General features: G+C 69.7%; 26 protein-coding genes. 23 read left to right on the top strand and 3 right to left on the bottom strand.

Annotated elements, in window-relative coordinates; translation table 11 throughout:
- The first annotated feature begins 1 nt into the window (after nt 1).
- The 19 genes from thrC (at nt 2) to E0E30_RS06160 (ending at nt 17,495) form a co-directional block, all read left to right on the top strand.
- The gene (gene thrC, locus E0E30_RS06250) at nt 2–1,072 is read left to right on the top strand and encodes a threonine synthase (protein WP_130865569.1); all 1,071 of its coding nucleotides are present in this window, start codon (nt 2–4) and stop codon (nt 1,070–1,072) included.
- An 11-nt stretch (nt 1,073–1,083) separates the two neighbouring features.
- Nucleotides 1,084–2,001 (top strand): homoserine kinase, encoded by a 918-nt coding sequence (gene thrB, locus E0E30_RS06245; protein WP_130865568.1) that lies wholly within the window; start codon nt 1,084–1,086, stop codon nt 1,999–2,001.
- 396 nt (nt 2,002–2,397) lie between these two features.
- Nucleotides 2,398–4,446 (top strand): transcription termination factor Rho, encoded by a 2,049-nt coding sequence (gene rho, locus E0E30_RS06240; protein ID WP_130865567.1) that lies wholly within the window; start codon nt 2,398–2,400, stop codon nt 4,444–4,446.
- Between the two features lie 160 nt (nt 4,447–4,606).
- Nucleotides 4,607–4,828, top strand: a complete 222-nt coding sequence (gene rpmE, locus E0E30_RS06235) for a 50S ribosomal protein L31 (protein WP_130865566.1) — start codon at nt 4,607–4,609, stop codon at nt 4,826–4,828.
- Between the two features lie 150 nt (nt 4,829–4,978).
- A complete protein-coding gene (gene prfA, locus E0E30_RS06230; RefSeq protein ID WP_245306523.1) occupies nt 4,979–6,100 on the top strand; it encodes a peptide chain release factor 1 in 1,122 nt (373 codons plus the stop codon).
- Nucleotides 6,097–6,942, top strand: a complete 846-nt coding sequence (gene prmC / locus E0E30_RS06225) for a peptide chain release factor N(5)-glutamine methyltransferase (RefSeq protein ID WP_130865565.1) — start codon at nt 6,097–6,099, stop codon at nt 6,940–6,942. Before prfA ends, prmC begins: the two co-directional genes overlap by 4 nt.
- Nucleotides 6,943–7,040: 98 nt before the next feature.
- A complete protein-coding gene (locus E0E30_RS06220) occupies nt 7,041–7,820 on the top strand; it encodes an L-threonylcarbamoyladenylate synthase (RefSeq protein ID WP_130865564.1) in 780 nt (259 codons plus the stop codon).
- Nucleotides 7,820–8,938 (top strand): MraY family glycosyltransferase, encoded by a 1,119-nt coding sequence (locus tag E0E30_RS06215; protein ID WP_130865563.1) that lies wholly within the window; start codon nt 7,820–7,822, stop codon nt 8,936–8,938. The genes E0E30_RS06220 and E0E30_RS06215 overlap by 1 nt, the downstream gene beginning before the upstream one ends.
- A gap of 99 nt (nt 8,939–9,037) precedes the next feature.
- Complete coding sequence (locus E0E30_RS06210) at nt 9,038–9,478, top strand: hypothetical protein (RefSeq protein ID WP_130865562.1); 441 nt, start codon at nt 9,038–9,040, stop codon at nt 9,476–9,478.
- Nucleotides 9,479–9,519: 41 nt separating this feature from the next.
- On the top strand, nt 9,520–9,780 hold the full coding sequence (locus E0E30_RS06205) for an AtpZ/AtpI family protein (protein WP_130865561.1): 261 nt from the start codon (nt 9,520–9,522) through the stop codon (nt 9,778–9,780).
- Entirely contained in the window at nt 9,777–10,556 is a 780-nt protein-coding gene (gene atpB / locus E0E30_RS06200; RefSeq protein WP_130865560.1) for a F0F1 ATP synthase subunit A, read from the top strand. Before E0E30_RS06205 ends, atpB begins: the two co-directional genes overlap by 4 nt.
- Nucleotides 10,557–10,637: 81 nt before the next feature.
- A complete protein-coding gene (gene atpE / locus E0E30_RS06195) occupies nt 10,638–10,859 on the top strand; it encodes an ATP synthase F0 subunit C (RefSeq protein ID WP_130865559.1) in 222 nt (73 codons plus the stop codon).
- A gap of 8 nt (nt 10,860–10,867) precedes the next feature.
- Nucleotides 10,868–11,449 carry a F0F1 ATP synthase subunit B gene (locus E0E30_RS06190; protein ID WP_130865558.1) on the top strand — a complete coding sequence of 194 codons (582 nt, stop codon included), beginning with the start codon at nt 10,868–10,870 and terminating at the stop codon, nt 11,447–11,449.
- Nucleotides 11,446–12,273, top strand: a complete 828-nt coding sequence (locus E0E30_RS06185; protein ID WP_130865557.1) for a F0F1 ATP synthase subunit delta — start codon at nt 11,446–11,448, stop codon at nt 12,271–12,273. The genes E0E30_RS06190 and E0E30_RS06185 overlap by 4 nt, the downstream gene beginning before the upstream one ends.
- A 74-nt stretch (nt 12,274–12,347) precedes the next feature.
- Nucleotides 12,348–13,985, top strand: coding sequence for a F0F1 ATP synthase subunit alpha (atpA, locus tag E0E30_RS06180; RefSeq protein WP_130865556.1), 1,638 nt, complete (start codon nt 12,348–12,350; stop codon nt 13,983–13,985).
- Nucleotides 13,986–13,991: 6 nt separating this feature from the next.
- Entirely contained in the window at nt 13,992–14,930 is a 939-nt protein-coding gene (locus E0E30_RS06175) for a F0F1 ATP synthase subunit gamma (protein WP_130865555.1), read from the top strand.
- A gap of 8 nt (nt 14,931–14,938) precedes the next feature.
- Nucleotides 14,939–16,393, top strand: coding sequence for a F0F1 ATP synthase subunit beta (atpD, locus tag E0E30_RS06170; protein ID WP_130865554.1), 1,455 nt, complete (start codon nt 14,939–14,941; stop codon nt 16,391–16,393).
- On the top strand, nt 16,393–16,812 hold the full coding sequence (locus tag E0E30_RS06165; RefSeq protein ID WP_130865553.1) for a F0F1 ATP synthase subunit epsilon: 420 nt from the start codon (nt 16,393–16,395) through the stop codon (nt 16,810–16,812). The genes atpD and E0E30_RS06165 overlap by 1 nt, the downstream gene beginning before the upstream one ends.
- Before the next feature lie 224 nt (nt 16,813–17,036).
- On the top strand, nt 17,037–17,495 hold the full coding sequence (locus E0E30_RS06160; RefSeq protein ID WP_245306522.1) for a DUF2550 family protein: 459 nt from the start codon (nt 17,037–17,039) through the stop codon (nt 17,493–17,495).
- A 33-nt stretch (nt 17,496–17,528) separates the two neighbouring features.
- Here the strand turns inward: E0E30_RS06160 and E0E30_RS06155 are convergent, their stop codons facing one another.
- A complete protein-coding gene (locus E0E30_RS06155) occupies nt 17,529–18,188 on the bottom strand; it encodes a cob(I)yrinic acid a,c-diamide adenosyltransferase (protein WP_130865552.1) in 660 nt (219 codons plus the stop codon).
- Between the two features lie 154 nt (nt 18,189–18,342).
- Between E0E30_RS06155 and E0E30_RS06150 the strand changes: the two genes are divergently transcribed.
- From E0E30_RS06150 to E0E30_RS06135, 4 genes are all read left to right on the top strand, one after another.
- Nucleotides 18,343–19,101, top strand: coding sequence for a peptidylprolyl isomerase (locus E0E30_RS06150; RefSeq protein WP_130865551.1), 759 nt, complete (start codon nt 18,343–18,345; stop codon nt 19,099–19,101).
- 148 nt (nt 19,102–19,249) lie between these two features.
- Complete coding sequence (locus E0E30_RS06145; RefSeq protein WP_130865550.1) at nt 19,250–19,981, top strand: VIT1/CCC1 transporter family protein; 732 nt, start codon at nt 19,250–19,252, stop codon at nt 19,979–19,981.
- A 166-nt stretch (nt 19,982–20,147) separates the two neighbouring features.
- A complete protein-coding gene (locus E0E30_RS06140) occupies nt 20,148–21,821 on the top strand; it encodes an acetolactate synthase large subunit (protein ID WP_130865549.1) in 1,674 nt (557 codons plus the stop codon).
- A gap of 69 nt (nt 21,822–21,890) precedes the next feature.
- A complete protein-coding gene (locus E0E30_RS06135; RefSeq protein WP_245306521.1) occupies nt 21,891–22,430 on the top strand; it encodes an alcohol dehydrogenase catalytic domain-containing protein in 540 nt (179 codons plus the stop codon).
- A gap of 84 nt (nt 22,431–22,514) precedes the next feature.
- Here the strand turns inward: E0E30_RS06135 and E0E30_RS06130 are convergent, their stop codons facing one another.
- Both E0E30_RS06130 and E0E30_RS06125 read right to left on the bottom strand, forming a co-directional pair.
- Nucleotides 22,515–23,336, bottom strand: coding sequence for an alpha/beta fold hydrolase (locus E0E30_RS06130; RefSeq protein ID WP_130865548.1), 822 nt, complete (start codon nt 23,334–23,336; stop codon nt 22,515–22,517).
- Nucleotides 23,333–23,614 (bottom strand): hypothetical protein, encoded by a 282-nt coding sequence (locus E0E30_RS06125; protein WP_130865547.1) that lies wholly within the window; start codon nt 23,612–23,614, stop codon nt 23,333–23,335. Before E0E30_RS06125 ends, E0E30_RS06130 begins: the two co-directional genes overlap by 4 nt.
- Nucleotides 23,615–23,651 lie beyond the last annotated feature (37 nt).

Genomic DNA, 23,651 nt, shown 5'->3' with positions numbered 1-23,651 from the left:
CATGACGACTCCCGCCCAGCCCTTCGGCATCATCGAGAGGTACCGCGACCGGATGCCCATGGAGGGCATCGACCGGGTCGTCACCCTGGGGGAGGGGTCGACGCCGCTCGTGCCGGCCCCGGTGCTGGGGGCCCGTCTCGATGCCGAGGTCTTCGTCAAGGTCGAGGGGGCCAACCCCACCGGCTCCTTCAAGGACCGCGGTATGACGATGGCCATGTCGAAGGCCCTGGCCGACGGGTCGAAGGCCGTCGTCTGCGCGTCGACCGGCAACACCTCGGCCTCGGCCGCGGCCTACGCGACGCGGGCCGGGCTCACCCCGGTGGTGCTCCTGCCCCAGGGCAAGATCGCCGCCGGCAAGTTGGCCCAGGCCGTCGTCCACGGTGGGCGGATCATCCAGGTCCTCGGCAACTTCGACGACTGCCTCACCATCGCGCGGGAGCTGGCCGACCACTTCCCGGTGTCCCTGGTGAACTCGGTCAACCCGTACCGGATCGAGGGCCAGAAGTCGGCCTCCTTCGAGATCGTCGACGCCCTCGGTGACGCCCCCGACATCCATGCCCTGCCGGTGGGCAACGCCGGCAACATCACGGCGTACTGGAAGGGTTACCAGGAGTACGCCGCCGACGGGCCCGCGACCCACACCCCGAGGATGTTCGGCTTCCAGGCGGCCGGAGCGGCTCCGCTCGTGCTCGGTCACGACGTCGAGAACCCCGAGACCGTCGCCACCGCCATCAGGATCGGTCGGCCGGCGTCCGGGGACAAGGCGCTGGCTGCGCGCGACAGCTCCGGTGGGCTCATCGAGGCCGTCACCGACGAGCAGATCCTCGACGCCCAGGCCTTCCTGGCCGGACGCGAGGGGATCTTCGTCGAACCGGCGTCCGCTGCCGGGGTGGCCGGTCTGCTGGCCCTCAAGGACGCCGGTCGCCTCGACGCCGGGCAGCGGATCGTCATCACCGTCACCGGCAACGGTCTCAAGGACATCGACACCGCGCTGAGCCGGACGACCCTGTCGACCGAGGCGGTCGAGGCCTCGACCGACCGGGTGGCCGCGGTGCTCGGGCTGCACGAGTGAGGGGAGACGTCATGGGCGCTGGGACGCCGATCGGTGCGAGCGCCTCGGTGCGCGTGCCGGCGACCTCGGCCAATGTCGGCCCGGGATTCGACTGCGTCGGACTGGCCCTCGACCTGTGGGACGAGGTCAGCGTCGAGACCGCGCCCGGGCACGGGGTGCGGATCGACGTCACCGGGGAGGGGGAGCACACCGTCCCCAGGGACGAGTCGCACCTCGTCCTGGCGACGCTGAGGCAGGGACTGGTCGACCTGGGCCACCCGCAGCCCGATGTCGCCGTGCACCTGACCGCGCACAACCGGATCCCCCAGTCGCGGGGGCTGGGTTCCTCGGCGGCGGCCGTCGTCGCCGGACTGGCCCTGGCCTGGGCCCTGGCCCGACCCGGCGAGCCCCTCGACCGTGACGTCCTGCTCACCATGGCGGCGGGGATCGAGGGTCACCCCGACAACGCCGCCCCGGCCATCCTCGGTGGGGCGCAGCTGGCCTGGGTGGCCGAGGACGGCGTCCACCACCTGCCGTTGGAGGTCGACCCGTCCATCCGGATGCGGACCTACGTGCCGGATCGTCAGGTGCCGACGGCTCTGGCCCGGCACGTGCTGCCCGAGTCGATCCCGCGCCGGCACGCCGTCAAGCAGGTTCTCGCGGCGTCCCTCTTCGTCACCGCACTGACGAGCTCGCCCGACCATCTCTTCGAGGCCACCCGCGACTGGATCCACCAGCCCTATCGCCGTTCGCTCATGCCCGAGTCGGCGTCGCTCATCGACGACCTGCGCGGCCGTGGGGTTCCGGCGGTCATCTCTGGTGCCGGATCGACGGTGCTGGCGATCGGCACTCCCGAGCAGCTGCGCGGGGGCGAGGACGTCGACGTCAGCGCCTTCCGGGTCACCGACCTCACCCTCGGCGGCGGTGTCGAGCTGAGCGTGCCGAACTGACCGTCTCGACGGACGGCGTCGTGGTGACCGTGCCGCGTTGACCCCGCCGGGTCGATTCTGGCGCGTCGACTCTGCCGGGTCGACTCTGCCGGGTCCACGGGGGACCGGGCCCCGCGCCAGGCCGCGGCTCGTCGACGGGTGTGGCTGTGGGGTCCGGCCGCCGGCGCGCTATAGTGTCTCCTGACGCGCAGTTGTCGCGTCCCCATCACCCTCCTTCCCGTGCCGTCGCGGCCTGCGTTCCAGCGCCGACGGGTTGCGCCCGGACGAGCCGACACCGCGTGCCGGATGGTGATGGCCCCTCGGGACGACGGCCGGTCGGGACGACCGGCGCGGTCCCACCCACTCCCGCCTCCCGGGCCCACGGTGGTCACGGCGAGGCAGTTCGAAGGGACACACGTGACTCAGACCCCCCTGCCCGGCGGATCGTCGACCGATCTGTCGGCCAAGCTCCTGCCCGAGCTCCGTTCCATCGGCGTCCAGATGGGCATCAAGGGTGCCCGTCAGATGCGCAAGGCCGACCTCGTCGGCGCCATTCGCGCCGGAGGATGGCCCGAGGACTCCACCCGACCTGCAGCCCGCTCGACCCGGCCGGCGCGCGAGGTGGCCGCGCCCGCCGTGGCGTCACCCGCGGAGGGACCGACGTCCGAGCCGGCGACACCCGAAGGCGCGACCCGCGGGCGCCGTCGCGCCGCCCGATCCGAGCGTCCGGCCTCCGGTCGGCCGACCACGGACGGCCCCAGCAGTGACCGGCCCGACGTCGACCGCTCCACGGTGGAGCGGCGGCGGGCTCCCCGCAGCCAACGGGAGGACACCGAGCAGTCGGTGGCCGCCCTCCTCGAGGCGGCGGCCCCTGCCCATGAGGCCGGGGCGTCCCGCGGCCAGAACACCCGTGCCGACGCCGCTCGGGCCTCCGACTCCGATTCGACCGACTCCGGACAGGCCGCGCGGGATCGCCGCGACGGCCGCTCCCGCCGGCAGCGTGGGGCACGCCCGACGACCCAGGACCCCGATCGACGTCGTCCCGCCGGGACCGAGGAGGTCTCCGACGTGAGCGACGAGGTCGGCGCCCGACTCGACGCCCTGGCCGGCCGCGCCCACGATGCGCGGGCCCGGGGGGAGCGGGTCGACACCGAGTCGTCGGCCCGCCACGGCGAGGAGCAGCGTGAGGAGGACCTCGATCTGTCGCGCCGCGAGGACGACGAGTTCGGCGGACGTCGCTCGCGTCGACGCCGTCAGCGTGACCGCCAGGGTCGACGCAACAAGCGCGGCAACGACCGGTTCGGGTCCGACACCGAGCCCAACGTGCGTGAGGACGACGTCCTCGTGCCCTGCTCGGGCATCCTCGACATCCGCGACCAGTACGCCTTCGTCCGTACCTCGGGGTACCTGCCCGGCGCCAACGACGCCTACGTGTCGATGTCGACGGTCCGCAAGTACGGATTGCGCAAGGGCGACGTCATCGTCGGCCAGATGAGGGCCCACCGCGAGGGGGAGCGACGCGAGAAGTTCGCCCCCCTGGCGCGGGTGGAGACCGTCAACGGGGCCGATCCGGAACTCATGAAGCAGCGCCCGGATTTCTCCAAGCTCACCCCGCTCTACCCCCAGGAGCGGCTGCGCCTGGAGACCGATCCCAAGAACATGACCGGCCGCATCATCGATCTGGTGAGCCCCATCGGCAAGGGCCAGCGTGGACTCATCGTCTCGCCGCCCAAGGCCGGCAAGACGATGATCATGCAGTCGATCGCCAACTCGATCACGACGAACAACCCCGAGGTCCACCTCATGGTCGTCCTCGTCGACGAGCGACCCGAGGAGGTCACCGATTTCCAGCGCACGGTCTCCGGCGAGGTCATCGCCTCGACCTTCGACCGTCCGGCCGACGACCACACCCAGGTCGCGGAACTGGCCATCGAGCGGGCCAAGAGACTCGTCGAACTGGGCAAGGACGTCGTCATCCTCCTCGACGGCATCACCCGCCTGGGTCGTGCCTACAACCTCGCCGCACCGGCGTCCGGTCGGATCCTGTCCGGCGGTGTCGACTCGGCGGCCCTGTACCCACCGAAAAAGTTCTTCGGGGCGGCCCGCAACATCGAGAACGGTGGGTCGCTGACGATTCTCGCCACGGCGCTGGTCGAGACCGGTTCCAAGATGGACGAGGTCATCTTCGAGGAGTTCAAGGGCACCGGCAACATGGAGTTGCGCCTGCGCCGTGAGTTCGCCAACAAGCGGCTCTTCCCGGCCATCGACGTCGACGCGTCGAGCACCCGACGCGAGGAGCTGCTGCTCTCGCGCGAGGAGACGGCCATCATGTGGAAGCTGCGTCGTGTGCTCTCGGGCCTCGACGACTCCCAGGCCCTCGAGATGGTCCTGTCGAAGCTGCGCAAGACCCAGACCAACGTCGAGTTCCTCTACACCATCTCGAAGACCTCACCGGCCAGCGAGTGAGCCCTCGGCCTGTCGGCATCCGGGGTCGGCGTTTGTGTCACGGCCCCGGATGCGGCACAATTGGCCAGCGCTGCCGGTTCACGCCCACGCAGGCCGTCGCTGACGGATCCTGCACCCCATGCCCGGGCGACCCGGCGACCTTCGACACAAGGAGAACACCATGAAGCAGGGCGTCCACCCTGAGTACCACGAGACCACGGTCGTGTGCACCTGTGGCAACACGTTCACGACCCGCAGCACGGCCCCCGGCGGCACGATGAGCGCCGACGTGTGCTCGGCCTGCCACCCCTTCTACACCGGCAAGCAGAAGATCCTCGACACCGGCGGCCGCGTCGCCCGGTTCGAGCGTCGCTACGGCAAGAAGGCTGCTGCCGCGAAGTGACGGATCTGCTGCGAGCAGGGTGCCGACGCGAGTCGGCCCTGCTTCCCTGACCTCGACGACGCCGGGACCTGTGGGTCCCGGCGTCGTCGCCGTTGCCGGACGGGCACCGGGGGACCGACGCCGGTCCCGGCCCGTCGCGAGGATGAGTCCGTGGAAGAGAGGTATCGGGTGCACGACCCCGAGGACGATTCCACCGTTGCCGACCTGCGTCGTCGGCACGAGGAGCTGTCGACCGCGCTCGGCCGACCCGACCTCCTCGCCGATCCCGCGGCCCTGCGTCGGACCTCCCGGGAGCACGCCCGTCTCAGCCACGTCCTGTCGGTGGCCGATCGCTGCCACGCCTTGGCCGAGGACCTGTCGGCCGCCCGGGACCTGGCCACGCTCGACGCCGACTTCGCGGCCGAGGCGGAGCGGACCGCCGGCGAGTTGGAGCGGGCGCGGGCAGCCCTCACCGAGCTCCTGGCGCCCTCGGACCCGCTCGACGGAGAGGACGCCATCGTCGAGATCCTCTCGGGGGAGGGGGGAGAGGAGTCGGCGCTCTTCGCCCACGACCTGGTGCGCATGTACGAGCGGTACGCCGAGTCGGTGGGGTGGACGGTGCGCATCCTCGACGCGCAACCGACCGACCTCGGCGGCTACCGCAGCATCGTCCTGGCCGTCACCGGCACCGCGGACCGGCCCGTCTACGGCACCCTGCGGTTCGAGGGCGGGGTGCACCGGGTGCAGCGGGTGCCGATCACCGAGTCCCAGGGGAGGGTCCACACCTCGGCGGTCGGGGTGCTCGTCGCGCCCGACGTCGACGAGGCCCAGGTCGAGCTCGACCCGGCCGACGTGCGGGTCGACGTCTTCCGGTCGTCGGGTCCCGGCGGCCAGGGGGTCAACACGACCGATTCGGCGGTCCGGCTCACCCACCTGCCGACGGGGATCGTCGTGAGCTGCCAGAACGAACGCAGCCAGCTGCAGAACAAGGAGCAGGCGATGCGCATGCTCCGCGCACGTCTGGCAGCGCTCGCCGCGGAGCAGGCGGCCGACGAGGCCGGACAGCTGCGTCGCGAACAGGTGCGCACGGTCGACCGGTCGGCGCGCATCCGCACCTACAACTTCCCCGAGAACCGCCTCACCGATCACCGGATCGGGTTCAAGACCCGCCGGCTCGACGCCGTCCTCGACGGTCACCTCGAGGAGCTCTTCGAGGCCCTCCACCGGGCCGACCTGGCCCAACGGATGGCCGGCGTCCCCGGGACCCCGATGTCGGACGGGGCCGCTTCGTGACGACCTCCTCGACCCTGGCCCGCGGGGTGCGCCGCCTGTCGACCTGCGGGGTCTCGAGCCCGGCCGCCGACGCCCGTCTCCTGCTGTGCCATGTGCTCGGCGTCTCCCCGAACCGCCTGCTGCTGGCCCCCGAGCCCACCGACGCGCAGATCGACCACTACCACGAGTTGCTCGATCGTCGGGCTGGCGGGGAACCGGCCCAGTACCTCGTCGGCGAGGCCTGGTTCCGGGGTCTTCGGCTGGCGGTCGGCCCGGGCGTCCTCGTACCGAGGATGGAGACCGAGCTCGTCGCCGGGGCGGCCATCGAGGAAGCGGCACGGCGAGCTCGGCAGGGCGACAGCCCGCTCGTCGTCGACCTGTGCACCGGGTCCGGTGCCATCGCCCTGGCGGTGGCCACCGAGGTGCCCGCCAGCCGTGTCGTCGCCGTCGAACTGGACCCGCGAGCCCTGGAATGGGCCCGGCGCAACCTCGCCGGAACCGGCGTCGAGGTCATCGCCGGGGACGCCCTCGTCGAGCCGCAGCTGGTCGGCGTCGACGTCGTCGTGAGCAATCCGCCCTACCTGCCGACCGGTGCGGCGGCCCGCATGCCGCAGGACGTCCTGGCGCACGAGCCGGCGGTGGCCCTCTTCGGTGGCGAGGACGGGCTCGAGCTCATCCGACCCCTCGTCGACCATGCGGCCGATCTGCTGCGCCCCGGTGGTCTGCTCGTCCTCGAGCACGACGAGGGACATCGGGCGGCGATCGACGAGCTGCTCGGCGGTGCGGGCTGGGTCGACGTCGTCGACCACGACGATCTCACCGGGCGACCGCGGTACGTCACGGCTCGGTCTCCCGAGCGCTGAACCGCGGTCCGGCTCGGGCTGCCCCGGTCCTGGGGATCGGGCTCCCGCCGGGAGCCGCGAGATGGTCGATCAGGCGTGGTCGGCCCAAGGATGCAAGGATGGGAACCATGGACCCCGACCAGACCGTCGACGAGGCCACGACCCCGGTCGTCCTCGACGTCACCGACCCCACCACCCGAACCGTGGCCCTCGAGCGTGCAGCCGAGGCCGTCGGCGAGGGGGAGTGCATCGTCCTGCCGACCGACACCGTGTACGGCATCGGCGCCGATGCGCTCGACCCGCTGGCAGTGCAGAGGCTCCTCAACACGAAGGAGCGCGGGCGTGACATGCCCCCGCCAGTGCTCGTCGGTGACGCCGCCGTGCTGCCGGCCCTGTGTGACGCGGTCCCACAGGCGGCCCACGACCTCGCCGAGGAGTTCTGGCCCGGCGGCCTCACCCTCGTCCTACGTGCCCAGGAGTCGCTGACGATGGACCTGGGGGAGACCCACGGCACCATCGCCGTGCGGGTTCCCGACCAGGACGCCACCCGCGAGCTGCTGCGTCTCACCGGTCCGCTCGCGGTGAGCAGCGCCAACAAGTCCGGCCGTCCCCCGGCGCTCACGGTGGCCGAGGCCACCGAGCAGCTGGGAGTCGAGGTGGCCGTCTACCTCGACGGCGGCCAGAGCCGGATCGGCGAGCCCTCGACGATCATCGACTTCGCCTCGACGAGCGACGGGAAGGTGCTGCGACAAGGGGCGTTGAGCCTCGATGAGATCCACCGCATCGCACCGGCGGTGGTGGGGCTGCCCGAGCCCGATCCCGAGCCCGAGCCGGAACCTGCCGACCCGCAGCCGGCGGACCCCGAGCCCGTCGAGAACGGAACCGACCCGACCTCCTGATGCGCGAATACCTCCTGGTCATGATGACCGCGGGTCTGACGACATACCTCCTGGCGGGGGGATGTCGTCAACTCGCGCTGCGCTGGGGGGCCGTGGCCAAGGTGCGCGCCAGGGACGTCCACACCGTCCCCATCCCGTACTTCGGAGGTCCGGCGATGCTCGGCGGGCTGCTCCTGGCCTGCCTGCTGGCCCGCAACCTGCCCTTCCTGGGACGCCACCCCGTCGTCAGCGACGACGCCCTGACGATCTGCCTGGCCGGGGCCGTCATCTGTGCCGTCGGCGTCATCGACGACCTCCTCGACCTGCCCGCCCTGGCCAAGGCCGCCGGTCAGGTGCTCGCTGCCGGCATCGCCGTCACCGGGGGAGTGCGGATGTTCTGGATCCCCCTGCCGAACTCCATCATCGCCCTGGGAACAGCGACGTCGATCCTCGTCACCGTCTTCTTCATCGTCCTGTGCGCCAATGCGGTGAACTTCGTCGACGGACTCGACGGCCTGGCCGCCGGGGTGGTCGCCGTCGGCGCCCTGGCCTTCTTCTCGTACACCTACCTGCTCGCCCACGAGCAGGATCTCGTCGTGGCGACGACCGCCAGCCTCATCACGGCGGTCACCGCCGGCGCCTGTCTGGGTTTCCTGCCGCACAACTGGCACCCGGCAAGGATGTTCATGGGCGACTCGGGTGCCCTGCTACTGGGCTTCCTCCTGGCCACGTCGACCATCTCGCTCACCGGACAGATCGACTCGACGGTCCTCACGGCACGCAACGGTGGCCTCGTCCCGGCGTACCTGCCGATCGTCATGCCGCTCATGGTCATGGCCATCCCCCTGCTCGACCTCGTCATGGGCTACGTCCGACGCACCTGGCACGGCACGTGGTTCTTCGTCGCCGACAAGCAGCACCTCCACCACAGGCTGCTCCAGCGCGGTCACTCCCACGTGCGGGCCGTCCTGCTCATGTACCTGTGGACGGCCGTGCTCTCCTTCGGGACGGTCGGCATCGGGTTGGTCCAACGGTGGTGGGTCATCGGTGCGGTGGCCGGCGCCGTCGTCCTGTGCATCGTCCTCACGGTGGCCAACTCGAGGGTGCCGGCACGCCGGGCGGCACGCAGACAGCTGTGACCGATTGGCGACCCCGCCGTCCTTTGTGCTATTTTTCACAAGCACGCACGGAGGCGGAGCCCGGGGGAGGAACCAGCGCATATGACCATGGTGATGGCCGTGACGCGACCTGACGACGGTCGGCCCGACGAGAGCGCGTCGACCCCGTTGACCTCACTCGTCCTGCGAACCCTCTACCGACGCGCCCTCGTCTGGGCCGGTGCCGCAGCGGTGGCCGACGTCGTCGCCCTCACCGTGTGGCAGGGGACGGCCGGCCTGCTGGGTGCGCTCCTCGGCGCCGGCGTGGCCGTGACCTTCCTGGCCGCGGGACGGTCGGTGCACCTCCTGGCCCGGATCGAGTCCTTCGTGCCGGCGATGGCTCTCTTCCTCGTCCAGGTGACCGCGCTCGGCATCGTCGCCGACCTGCTCCGGGCAGACCACGGCCTCGATCGCACATCGGTCGGCCTCGGGGTCGTCGTCCCGGCCCTGGCCTGGACCGTCGGTGTCATCGTCACCGCCCGTCGTGAGCACAGCCCCATCTACGAGCGGGGTGTGCGGTGACGAGCGCGACAGGGGTCCTCGCTGATAGGCTACGGCCCGAGATGGACGACGACAGAGCACCGTCACCGGGCCCGGACCGCACTGGGGCGGCTCGGTCCGAGGACGGTATGGGTGTGCTCAGCTACGTGCTGGCCGGTCTGCTGTTCTACGGTGGCATCGGCTGGCTCCTCGACCGGTGGTTGCACCAGTCGTGGCTGCTGCCGGTGGGCATGATCATCGGGCTCGCCCTCAGCGTCTACCTCATCGTCAAGAGATACGGGTCGGCCGATCCGGCGTCCGGAAAGAACCAGGAGGACAAGTGACCCACGCTCTGGTGGTACCCCTCGAGTACGAGGCGCCGGGACTCAAGGACTTCCAGTTCCCGGGGACCTTCGGGGTCTCCTGGATGGACAAGACCTTCTGGCAGATGGTCATCGCCGCGGTCCTCGTCATCGGTCTGTGGTTGTGGATGAGCCACTCCCTCAAGGTCGTCCCCGGCAAGCGCCAGGTCGCCGCCGAGTACGTGTACAACTTCGTGCGCAACACGCTGGTGCGCGACGTCATCGGACACGACTTCGTCAAGTGGATGCCCTACCTCCTGGCGCTCTTCAGCTTCGTGCTCATCAACAACTGGTTCGGCGAGCTCTTCCTCTTCATGTTCCCGACCTTCTCGCACGTGGGATACGTCTACGGACTGGCCATCGTCACGTGGTTCGTCTACATCATCGCCGGTCTCAAGGCCCAGGGTCCCCGGTACTTCCTGTCGGCCGTCCTGCCCAAGGGCGTGCCGTGGTACCTGTGGTGGCTCATCATCCCGCTCGAGTTCCTCTCGACGTTCATCACCCGGCCGCTGACGCTGTCCCTGCGACTCTTCGCGAACATGTTCGCCGGGCACCTCATCATCATGATCTTCGTCGTCGGGGGCGGGTTCCTCCTCACCTACTCGGGCAACCCGTTCTACAACGTCACGGGCGCCGTCTCGGTGCTCTTCAGCTTCGCCCTCTTCGCGCTCGAGTTGTTCGTCGGCTTCCTCCAGGCCTACGTCTTCACGGTGCTGTCGGCCCAGTACGTGGCCTCGTCGATCTCGACGGACCACTGACCCACTAGACCTCGTCGGTCCCGCCCGGGAGCGACGAAGACACAACGCCCCGCCCGGGGCACGATCCGGAAGGACAACCCCATGGTTCCCATGCTCATCGGTGGCTCGCTCAACGTGCTCGGCTACGGCTTGGCCACGCTCGGCCCGGCGCTCGGCGTCGCGTGGATCTTCGCCGCCGTCATCAACGGCACGGCCCGTCAGCCCGAGGCCAAGCCGGCGATGATGTCGACCGCGTTCATTGGCTTCGCCGTGGTCGAGGCCCTGGCCCTGTTCGGCTTCGTCCTGGCCTTCGTCGCGAAGTGAGTGGCGCCATGGCTGCGCCACTTGCCGCACTGCTGGTGGATCTCGGGCCCCTGGCGCCCGAGCACCCCATCGAGATCATTGTCGGCATCATCCTCATCCTCCTGCTGACCTGGGGGTGTGCGAAGTTCGTCGTGCCGCGTTTCGAGACGCTGTACCACGAGCGGACCGAGACCATCCAGGGTGGCATCGAGCGTGCCGAGAAGGCCCAGGCCGAGGCCAAGGCGGCGCTCGAGCAGTACCGCGCGCAGCTCGCCGGAGCTCGCGAGGAGGCTGCGAAGATCCGTGAGGACGCCAAGACCCAGGGTGCCCAGATCATCTCCGAGATGAGGTCCCAGGCACAGTCCGAGGCCTCGCGCATCACGGCGAACGCCAGCACCCAGATCGCCGCCCAGCGCGATCAGGCGGTCGCCCAGCTCCGCAAGGAGATCGGCGGGCTGGCCACGACCCTGGCCGGGCGCATCGTCGGGGAGTCCCTGGATGACGACGACCGCGTGCGCGCCACCGTCGACCGGTTCCTCGCCGAACTGGCCGAGCAGCCGAGCCACGGGCAGGCAGTCGCCGAGCAGACCCGGGCGGTGGACCCGGCATGAGTCAGCAGATGGATCCAGCGGCGTCGACCGCCTCCGGTGAGCTCACCTCGAAGGCCGCCGACCTCGACGGCCTGCTCGATCGGACGAGGGCCAGCACGAGCCTGGCCGATGACCTCTTCCAGGTCGTCGACCTGCTCGGTGCGAACTCGGCGCTGCGCCGGGCGGTGACCGACCCCGGCACACCGGTCGAGGCGCGCCGCGGCCTGGTGCACCACCTGCTCGACGGACGCCTGGGCCACGACGCCCTGGCCATCGTCGACGACGCGGTGGGTCGTCGCTGGGCCAGTGCCGGATCCATGCCCAGGGCGCTGGAGCGTCAGGGTGTCCGTGCGGTGCTGCTGCAGGCCCAGGCCAGCGAGCACCTCGACGACGTCGAGGACGAACTGTTCCGGTTCCGCCGGACGGTGGCCGGTGACCCGCAGTTGCAGGTGGCTATCGGCGGCCACGAGCGGTCGCTGTCCGATCGGATGGGACTGGTCGCCGGTCTGCTGGCCGGACGGGTCCAGGAGGAGTCGACGATCCTTGCCTGTCGCGCCGTGCGGGCCATGGACCGCACCTTCGACGGCACCATGGCCGGTTATCTCGATCTGGCCGCCCAGCTGCGAGGACGCGCGCTGGCCGTCGTCACGACGGCACGCTCGCTCACCGACCAGCAGCGTCAGCAGATGCGCGAGCAGATCGAGCGGATCACCGGTCGCACCGTGACCCTCCAGGAGGTCGTCGATCCCAGGGTCCTGGGTGGCGCCAAGGTGGAGGTCGGCGACGAGGTCATCGACGGGACGGTCGCGAGCCGTCTGGACCAGGCCAAGCGCGAGCTCGGCTGACTGTCACAGGTACAACCCGCGGCGGGTCGGCCGACAGGCCCGGTCGCCCGGTGAGGGATTCTCAAGGAGAGGCAATGGCGGAACTGACGATTCGTCCGGAGGAGATCCGCGACGCGCTGGACTCCTTCGTCCAGAACTACACACCCGATGCGGCGTCCCGCGAGGAGGTCGGCACCGTCGTCACCTCCGGTGACGGCATCGCCCACGTCGAGGGGCTGCCCTCGGTCATGGCGAACGAGCTGCTGAGGTTCGAGAACGGCACGATGGGCATCGCGCTCAACCTCGACGAGCGCGAGATCGGCGTCGTCGTCCTCGGCGACTCCGAGGGCATCGACGAGGGCTCGACGGTGCGCGGTACCGGAGAGGTCCTCTCGGTGCCGGTGGGCGAGGGCTACCTCGGTCGCGTCGTCGACGCCATGGGCAACCCGGTCGACGGACTGGGCGAGATCCAGGGTCTCGAGGGACGCCGTGCCCTCGAGCTCCAGGCCGCCGGCGTCATGGACCGCCAGGAGGTGCGCGAGCCGCTGCAGACCGGTCTCAAGGCCATCGACTCGATGATTCCGATCGGACGCGGACAGCGTCAGCTCATCATCGGTGACCGCAAGACCGGCAAGACGGCCATCGCCATCGACACCATCATCAACCAGCGTGACAACTGGAAGTCCGGTGACCCGAAGAAGCAGGTGCGCTGCATCTACGTGGCCATCGGCCAGAAGGGCTCGACGGTCGCCGAGGTGCGGTCCTCCCTCGAGAAGGCCGGCGCGATGGAGTACACCACCATCGTCCACGCCCCCGCCTCCGACCCCGCCGGCTTCAAGTACATCGCTCCCTACGCCGGGTCGGCCATCGGCCAGCACTGGATGTACCAGGGCAAGCACGTCCTCATCGTCTTCGACGACCTCACCAAGCAGGCCGAGGCCTACCGGGCGATGTCGCTGCTGCTGCGTCGTCCGCCGGGCCGTGAGGCCTACCCCGGTGACGTCTTCTACCTCCACTCCCGCCTCCTCGAGCGCTGCGCCAAGCTCTCGGACGAGCTGGGTGGCGGCTCGATGACCGGCCTGCCGATCATCGAGACCAAGGCGAACGACGTCTCGGCCTTCATCCCGACCAACGTCATCTCCATCACGGACGGTCAGATCTTCCTCCAGTCCGACCTCTTCAACGCCAACCAGCGGCCGGCCGTCGACGTGGGCATCTCGGTGTCCCGTGTCGGTGGCGCCGCCCAGGTCAAGGCCATGAAGCAGGTTTCGGGCACGCTCAAGATCTCGCTGGCCCAGTACCGCGACATGCAGGCCTTCGCGATGTTCGCCTCCGACCTCGACGAGACCTCACGCCGTCAGCTCGATCGTGGCGCCCGCCTCATGGAGTTGCTCAAGCAGGGCCAGTTCTCGCCCTACCCGGTGGAGCGTCAGGTCATCTCGGTGTGGGCCGGCACGACCGGCAAGCTCGACGACGTGCCCGTCGACGACGTCCTGCGGTTCGAGAAGGAGATGCTCGACCACCTGGAGTCCTCGACCGACGTCCTGTCGTCGATCAGGGAGACCGGCAAGTTCCCCGACGAGGTGCAGGAGAAGGCCGCGGCCGGGATCGAGGAGGTCAAGGCGCAGTTCAAGACCTCGGCCGGCAAGTTCCTGGCGGGCCACGAGGAGTTCACGCCGATGAACCGCGGAGAGATCGACCAGGCCAAGATCGTCCGCGCGAAGCGGGGCTGATCGCTCATGGCCTCGAACCTGCGAGAGTTGCGGGAGAGGCGGAACTCCGTCGCCACGACGCAGAAGATCACGCGTGCGATGGAGCTCATCGCCTCCTCCCGGATCATCAAGGCGCAGCGGAACGTCCGGTCCGCCTCGCCCTATGCCCGTGAGCTCACCCTGGCCCTCTCGGCCGTGGCGACGCACACCCACGAGGAGCATCCGTTGACGACCGCCCCGGCGGTCGCCCGCCGCTCCGCGGTGCTCCTCATCACCTCGGACCGCGGTCTGGCTGGGTCGTACTCCTCGAGCGTTATCAAGGCCGCCGAGGAGCTCGTCGCCGGTCTCGACGGCCAGGAGGTCGACATCTACCTGTGCGGCCGCAAGGGCGTGCAGTACTTCGACTTCCGGCACCGCGCCTACAAGCAGGTGTGGAGTGGGTTCTCGGACTCGCCGACCTACGCGGACGCCAAGATCATCGCGGATCGCCTTATCGAGGACTTCCTGCGCCCGACCGATGAGGGTGGGGTCGACGAGATCCACGTCGTATACACCCATTTCTCCTCGATGCTCAGCCAGAGCCCCCGGGTCGTCCGGCTGCTGCCACTGGAGGTCATCGATCCCGACGACGCCAACGCGGCCGAGGTGCCGGAGTCGGAGACGCCGTCCGAGCCCCAGGACGAGATCTTCCACGAGTACCGGTTCGAGCCGGACCCGGCGAGCGTCCTCGACACCCTGCTGCCGCTCTACGTGGCCAACCGGGTCCATTTCGCCCTCCTGCAGTCGGCGGCCTCGGAGCTGGCCAGCCGTCAGCGGGCCATGAAGTCCGCCACCGACAACGCCGAACAGCTCATCGGCACGTTGAGCCGCAAGGCCAACCAGGCTCGTCAGGCGGCCATCACGCAGGAAATCACCGAGATCGTGGGTGGCGCCGCTGCCCTAGCCGAGTCCACCCCACAGGAGTGAGTAACACCATGACTGCCACAGCCATCAACCCCCAGGCCGAGGAGAAGAAGCCCGGCGTCGGCCGCGTCGTCCGGGTCATCGGCCCGGTCGTCGACGTCGAGTTCCCGGCCGGTCAGATGCCCGAGATCCTCAACGCCCTGCACGTCGAGACCGAGATCATGGGCACCAAGCAGACGATCACCCTCGAGGTCGAGCTGCACATCGGCGACAACGTCGCCCGCACCATCTCGCTCAAGCCGACCGACGGCATGCGTCGTGGCGCCGAGGTGCGTGACACCGGGTCGCCCATCACCGTGCCCGTCGGCCCGGTGACCAAGGGCCATGTGTGGAACGTCACCGGTGAGGTGCTCAACGCCGATCCGGCGTCCATCGAGGTCACCGAGCGCTGGCCGATCCACCGGTCGGCGCCGGCCTTCGACGACCTGGAGCCCGAGACCCAGATGCTCGAGACGGGCATCAAGGTCCTCGACCTGCTCACCCCCTACGTCAAGGGCGGCAAGATCGGTCTGTTCGGCGGCGCCGGCGTGGGCAAGACGGTGCTCATCCAGGAGATGATCTACCGCATCGCCCACAACTTCGGCGGCACCTCGGTGTTCGCCGGCGTCGGCGAGCGTACCCGTGAGGGCAACGACCTCATCAACGAGATGGACGAGGCCGGCGTCCTCAAGGACACCGCCCTGGTCTTCGGTCAGATGGACGAGCCCCCGGGCACCCGTCTGCGCATCGCCCTCACCGGGCTCACCATGGCCGAGTACTTCCGTGACGTCGAGAACCAGGACGTGCTCCTCTTCATCGACAACATCTTCCGGTTCACCCAGGCCGGCTCGGAGGTCTCGACCCTGCTCGGTCGGATGCCCTCGGCCGTGGGCTACCAGCCCAACCTGGCTGACGAGATGGGCCAGCTGCAGGAGCGGATCACCTCGACCAGGGGTCACTCGATCACCTCGATGCAGGCCATCTACGTGCCCGCCGACGACTACACGGACCCCGCCCCGGCGACGACCTTCGCCCACCTCGACGCGACGACCGAGCTGTCCCGTGACATCGCCTCGCGTGGTCTGTACCCGGCCGTGGACCCGCTCACCTCGACCTCGCGGATCCTCGACCCGCAGTACGTCGGGCAGGAGCACTACGACACGGCCACCCAGGTCAAGCAGATCCTCCAGCGCAACAAGGAGCTGCAGGACATCATCGCCATCCTCGGCGTCGACGAGCTGTCCGAGGAGGACAAGGTCGTCGTGGCCCGGGCCCGTCGTATCCAGCAGTTCCTCTCGCAGAACACCTACACGGCCGAGAAGTTCACCGGTGTGCCCGGCTCGACGGTGCCGATCAAGGACACCATCGAGGGATTCCAGATGATCTGCCGCGGTGACGTCGACCACATCGCCGAGCAGGCCTTCTTCAACGTGGGCGGCATGGACGACGTCATGGCGAACTGGGATCGCATGCAGAAGGAGTCCTGATGGAGCGCGAACCCCTTCACGTCGAGGTCGTCGCAGCCGACCGTCAGGTGTGGAAGGGCGATGCGGTCAACATCATCGTCCGGACCACCGAGGGAGACATCGGTATCCTGCCGGGTCACGAGCCGATCCTGGCCGCCCTGGTGCCGTGCGCGGCGACGATCATCACCAATGACGGCAAGCAGGAGGTCATCGCCGTCGACGGTGGTTTCATCGCCGTCAACCCCGGTGGACGCGTCTCGATCCTGGCCCAGTACGCCAGCACCTCGGACGAGTTCTCCGTGGAGGAGGCCCAGCGGGTCCTCGACGAGACGCGCCGCAAGCGCGACCGCAACGAGGAGACCGATGAGGACGTCCATCGGTGGCATCTGGCCAAGGCGCAGATGGCGGCGAGCCGGAAGTTGGGCCGCACCCAGGAGTGAGTGTCGCCCGACGGTGAGGGGGCGTGTCCGGTGGGGCACGCCCCTCACCGCGTTCGGGCCCACCGCGTTTGGGCCCACCGTGTCCGAGTCCACGTCGTTCGGGCGGGGTGAGCCGGTGCCCATCGCTCCACTCGTCTGATCTCATGTTGATGGCGTGCCGGGGGAGAGGCTAGCGTGGGTCCATGGTCGATGGTCCGTGTCTCCCGGCAATGCTTGGCGACGGCATGGAGACGGACGTCATCCTCGTGTCGATCATCCCGGCGCTGCTCCTCATCGCCGCCATCTGGTTGCTCGTGCGCCATCGCATTCTCGTCGGGCGCCGCGGCGTCTTCCTCTGCGGACTGCGCACCATGGGTGGCCCGACGCCCGGTTCCTGGATGCTGGGCATGGCCCGGTACGTCAACGGCCGCTTCGAGTGGTACCGCTTCCTGGACCCCCGCTTCACGCCGACGATCGTGCTGGAGCGGGGTCCGCTGCATCTGGTGGAGCACCATGTCGGGGCGCCGGAGGATCGCCTTCCCTTCCTCGTCGACGACGAGGTCGTCACCGTCGAGACCGGACGGCGCCGGCGCGCCTCCACGGTCCAGCTCGTCGTCGAACCGGTCGTCGTCACGGGATTCATGAGTTGGCTCGAGGCCACACCTCCCGGGGGCGTGGGGTACGCCGCCCGGGAGCGTCTGTGAGGCCTGAGCCTGCGCGCCGGGTCACCGGAACGGTCAGGCCTGACTGTGCCGGTCGGGCTGGTGGTCCGCGTTCCGCTCCCCACCGGGTACCCAGAGCACCTCGTCGCTACTGCCCTCCGCCGCCTTGTTGGCGACCCTCGAGAGGATGAACAGGAGGTCCGAGAGCCGGTTGAGGTAGGTGATTGCCAGCTCGTTGACGCCGCCCGGTGTCTGCTCGGGATCCTGCGAGGTCTGCGTCCCATAGGCCTCGACGGCCCGCCAGGCCGCGCGTTCGGCGGTGCGCACCGCCGTGCGGCAGACGTGCAACTGGGCACCCACGGCGTTGCCGCCCGGCAGGATGAACGAGCGCAGGGTCGGCAGCGGGTCGCCGAACTCGTCACACCAGTGCTCGAGCCGGTCGACGCTGCTCTGGACGGTGCGCAGCGGCTCCCACGGAGGGTTCGCCACGAGCGGGTTCGCGATGTCGGCGCCGACGTCGAAGAGCTCGTTCTGGATGACGCCGAGAGCCTGACGCACGGCCTCGGGCAGGACGCCGTCGTCCAGCGCCAGGGCCAGTCCGATGGCGGCGTTGGCGGCGTCGACGAGCCCGTAGGCCTCGACGCGAGGGTCCGACTTGGCGGCGACGGAGTTGTCCACCAGACGGGTCGTGCCGTGGTCGCCGGTGCGGGTGTAGATGCGCGAGAGGGTCACCATGGCGCCACTCTAGCCGCGCGCGTGGGGCGCACGAGGAGCCGCGGCACCGGTCGGGCTCGCACCGACGCGACTTCCGCGGGCCTCCGGCGGGTCTGGGCGCGTGCCCGGCCAGGGCGGTTAGGGTCGATGACATCGAGGTCGGGAGGAGTCCGGGATGAGCAGGCGGAGACTGGTGGCCCTGGCAGCGGTGGCGGTGCTCCTCACCGGGTGTGCGAGGGTCGACCCGGACACCCTGCTGTCGGCCTCGGGGGACGCGGTCGGTACCAGTGGCGCGGCGACCCCCGGCAGCGCCGCCTCGAGCTCCGCCCCGCCGACACAGACCAGCACTTCCGCCAGCGCTGCCGCGCCGGTGAGCTCCGCGACGCCGTCGGCGTCCGGATGCACCTACACCCCTGCCGGTGAGCCGGCTCGGGCCGTCGAGCCGCCGAGCGTCGACGGGATCGAGAGGTCCGGAGAGGTGGCCATGACCATCGTCCTCGACGGCAAGCCGGTGCAGATGCTCCTGAACCGTGCGAAGGCGCCGTGCGCGGTCAACGCCGTCATCTCCCTGGCGACCCAGGGTTTCTACACGAAGACGTCCTGCCATCGCCTCTCCACCTCCGGGGTGTTCTACCTCCAGTGCGGGGACCCCTCGGGGACCGGCACCGGCGACGGTGGCTACACGTACCCGATCGAGACCTCCGGCCAGTCGAGGTACCCGGCCGGCACCGTCGTCATGGCGCCCGCCGACAACCACAACGGATCGCAGTTCCTCATCATCTGGAAGGACACCCAGCTCAAGGGCGACTACACCGTCGTCGGCAGGACCGACGACGCCGGACTCCGGGTCGTCATGCAGATCGCGGCCCAAGGGGCCGATGCCAACGGCAAACCGGTGGCGCCAGCAGTCATCAGTTCGGTCATCATGGGCTAGTGCACCGGGCCGAGCCTCATGATCGGCCGCTGGTGCGCTGGTTCATCGACGCTCGGCCGTTCGCCACACGGGCGATGTGCGGCGCGCCACCTCCACCGTGGCACGCGGCGTCCTCAGACCATGACCCGCCTCGGGAAGGACCACGCCCGTGACATCGAGTGACGGAACCACCGCGAACGACACCGGCGAGGCCGACTCCACCGACGGCCTCGGTGATCGCCTCAACTGGTTGCGCGCCGGCGTGCTCGGCGCCAACGACGGCATCGTGTCCACCGCCGGTCTGGTCGTCGGTGTCGCCGCCGTCCAGCCGCAGAACACTCATCTCATCCTGCTCACTGCCATGGCAGGGATCCTCGCCGCGTCGGTGTCGATGGCGCTCGGCGAGTACGTGTCGGTGTCCACGCAGCGCGACGTGCAGAGGTCGCTCGTCGCCATGGAACGGACCGCGCTGAGGAACCATCCTCGCCACGAACTGGCCAAGCTCACCGATCACTACCGTGACCTGGGGCTGAGCCCCGCCACCGCAGCACAGGTGGCCCGTGAACTCACCCACCGCGACGCTCTGGGCACCCACCTGCGAACCGACTACGACTTCGATCCCGGCCAGATCCCCAGCGCCTGGCACGCGGCCGGGGCATCGGCGCTGAGCTTCGTGTGCGGCGCCCTCATCCCCACCCTGGCAATGGTGTTCACCCCGGGGCGTGGTCGCATCGGCGCGACCTTCGTCGCGGTCCTCGTCGCCCTGGCCACGACGGGCTGGGTGTCGTCGACGCTGGGCCGCTCGCCCCGCCGGCCGGCGATGGCGCGCGTCGTGGCGGGTGGAGCACTGGCCATGGCCATCACCTGGGGCGTGGGCCGTCTCTTCGGCGTCAGTGGTTGACGCGGCCTATCTCGCCTCGTCGGGGATCGGGCCCGGGACGTCGTCGATCCCACGGACAGGTCCGGCAGGACCGTGCCGTCCGGCAGCGGGCTAGCATCGATCAGGACGGTCTCGACCCGAGGACCACGGGTGTGTGACCTGTTGTCGACGTCGAGGAGGGGACCCCATGACCACCGGGACCAGCACAGGACGCACGGTCGCCCACCTCCTGGCCGAGTGCCTGCACGCCGAGGGGGTCGACGTCGTCTTCGGTATTCCCGGTGAGGAGAACATCGGCCTCGTCCTGGCGATCGACGACCGCCCGGACATGCGTTTCGTCCTCACCCGTCACGAGCAAGCGGCCGCCTTCATGGCCGATGTGTACGGCAGGCTCGCCCACCGGGCGGGCGTGTGCACCGCCACCCTCGGCCCTGGCGCGATCAACCTGCTGCTCGGCGTCGCCGACGCGCAGACCGACTCCTGCCCGCTCGTCGCCCTCAGCGCCCAGGTCGGGCTCGACCGCATCTACAAGGAGTCCCACCAGATCGTCGACCTTCCGGCCATGTTCGCGCCGGTGACGAAGTGGGCGGACACGGTTCTCACCCCCGAAGCGGCCCCCGAGATGGTGCGCAAAGCGTTCGACCTGGCCAGGTCGGAACGGCCGGGGGCCACCTACCTGGCCATCCCGCAGGACGTCGAAGCCATGATCGCCGAGCCGTCCGTCCAGCCGTTGAGCCCGGGCCCCGGCCACACCGCCGCACCTGACCCTGGCTCCATCCACGCGGCCGTCGACCTCATCGCAGCGGCCAAGGCCCCGGTGATCCTGGCCGGGCACGGTGCCGTCCGGGGCCACGCCGGTGACGCTTTGCGTGAGCTGGTCGAGGCCCTCGACGTCCCGGTCGCCACCACCTTCCAGGCCAAGGGCATCATCCCCGACTCCCACCCCAAGAGTCTGGGCGTGGTCGGCTTCATGCGCCACGACTACGAGAATTTCGCCTTCGACGCCGCAGACCTGGTGCTGGCCGTCGGGTACGAACTCCAGGAGTTCTCACCGGAGCGCATCAACCCCGAGCACGACAAGACGATCATCCACGTGAACCGGTTCGCCCAGGACCAGGACGCCGCCTACCAGGTGGCCGTCAACATCGAGGCGGACGTGGCGGGGGCGTGCGCAGCCCCCGCGGCAGCGATCCGGGAGGCCGGGATCCGTTTCCCCTTCGCCGGCCCGCCGATCCGCAGGTTGCTCCACCGTGAGCTCGAGAAGGGTGCGGCCGACGACTCGTACCCGGTCAAGCCCCAGCGGATGGTGGCCGAGATCCGCAAGGCGATGGGGGAGGACGACATCGTTCTCGCCGACACCGGAGCCATCAAGATGTGGATGGCGAGGCTGTACCCGACGCAACGGCCCAGCACGTGCCTCATCTCCAATGGCCTGTCGACCATGGCGTGGACACTGCCAGGCGCCATCGGGGCACACTTCGCCCGTCCTGACGCCAAGGTCCTGGCGGTCATGGGCGACGGCAGCTTCCTCATGAACTCCCAGGAGCTCGAGACCGCCGTCCGCGAGGAGGTGCCCCTCGTCGTCCTCGTCTGGGTCGACCGAGCCTATGGCCTCATCAAGTGGAAGATGGACCTCGAGCAGGGGCGCCACGCCCAGGTCGATTTCACCAACCCCGACCTCGTCACCTACGCCGCGTCCTTCGGCGCCCACGGTCACTGGATCGAACGAGCCGCCGACCTGGCACCGACCCTGGAAGAGGCGCTCGCCGACGGCGGCGTCCATGTCATCGGATGCCCCGTCGACTACCGGGAGAACATGCGCCTGACGGACATGCTCGGCGAGGTCACCGTCAGCCTGTGACGGAGCCCGGCGCCGCGCCGATGCCGAGCGGCCTCGCTCCATCGACACCCCAGCACGGAGGAGAACACCGTGACCGGCTTTCCGGACACCCCCCAGTCGCTGCGGGGAGCGCTCATGCGCGCCGCTTGGTACGAGAAGGCGGGCCGGGCCGCCAATGCCCTCACGGTGGGCGAGATGCCTCGACCGGAGCCCGCGACCGGGGAGGTCCGTGTGCGGATCGTGCTGTCGGGCGTCAACCCGGGGGACGCGAAGAAGCGCAGCGCGTGGACCGGTGGTCCGTTGCCGTACCCGAGGATCGTCCCGCACTGCGACGGCGCCGGGGTCATCGTGGCGGTCGGCGGGACCATCGCCGCCTACGGGACCCACGATCCGCGTCCTCGTCTGGACTTCTGGCCGATGCTCTTCGACAACGTCACGCTGAGGCTGTTGGGAAGTGACGACTTCCCCGTCGACGCCACGCGGGACGCGGCGGTGGAGCTCACCGCTGCCGCCGCGGCAGGCGACCTCACCATCCCCATCGCCGAGGTCCTGCCGCTCGAGGACATCGCAGCCGCTCACGACCTCGTCGACCGCGGCATCCGTGGACGGATCCTGGTGAGCATTCCCTGATCGGCCCGGCGTCGATCCGGGACCGTGACGACAGGAGCGCCCTGTGACCGACGGCTGCGGGACTTTCCGGAGCGGTGGAGAGCCTCAGTGACGGTCCTCGATGCGGGTGAGAAAGCCCTTGACGACCTGGGTGAAGATGGTGGGCTGGTCGGAGTGGACCCAGTGACCGCTGTCCTTGATCGTCACCCGACGCACCTGCGGGAAGAGGGCCTGCATGGCGTCGGCATACTCGGGCCGCACGTAGCTCGACCGCGCACCGTTGATCCACAGCACCGGGCCGCGCCAGACCCTGGTGCCGTCGGAGGGCCACCGGCCGAGGTCGTCCATGGTCTCGGCCAGCAGGTCGAGGTTCATCTGCCAATGCCACTGATGACCGGCGGGCGCGTGGATGTCGTGCCGCAGGTTCTGCATGAGGAACTGACGGATGGCGGCGTCCGGCTCGTAGAGGGAGAGCTGGGACTCCGCCTGGGAACGGGACTCGAGGGCCTCCAGATCGAGGCTGCGCATGCCCCGCACCCGCTGGCCGAAGGAATGCCCCATGGGGTAGTCGACGGGGGAGATGTCCACGACGACGAGGGCGTCGAGCAGCTCGGGGTGGTCGAGCGCGGTCCGCATGGCGACCTTGCCACCCATGGAGTGCCCCAACAGGTGCACGGGTTGGCCGGGGCTGAGCTCACGAATGGTCCGCGCCAGGTGGTCGGCCATGTCGGGGTAGGAGGTCGACGTCGTCCACGGGGAGCGGCCGTGGTTGGGCAGGTCGACGAGGACGCAACGCCACCGGTCGGGATCGGAGCCGACGAGGGAACGGGCCACGGAGGTGAAGTTCTTGCCCTGTCCGAAGATGCCGTGGCACCAGACGATGGTGTGGCGGCCATGACCGATCTCGGTGGTGTGCAGGGGCGTCACGGGCGGGACCTCCAACATGCGGTGTGCCAGTGTCGTCGCTCGGCGACGGGCGACTCGGCGAAGATCGACGGGTCGTGCGGCCAGGCGACGATGTGCGGGGTGCCCGGAGCGATGGGGTGCTGGCAGCCGGGACAGGTGTACGTCTTGAGCGCCCGATCGGCCGGCACCTGACGGACGACGTGCGAACCGTCGGCCTTGTCGTCGCTGTAGGCATGGGTCGACCGGCTCAGGGGACGGACCGGGCGCAGATGCTTGCTCGGTCGGTGCTTTCGTCCCACGAGGGGTGATCCTAGTCCGCGCTGGAGAGGGGGGCTG

This window comes from Acidipropionibacterium timonense, from assembly GCF_900605005.1.
GTDB lineage: Bacteria > Actinomycetota > Actinomycetes > Propionibacteriales > Propionibacteriaceae > Cutibacterium > Cutibacterium timonense.
This window is presented reverse-complemented; position numbering and strand designations above follow the sequence as displayed.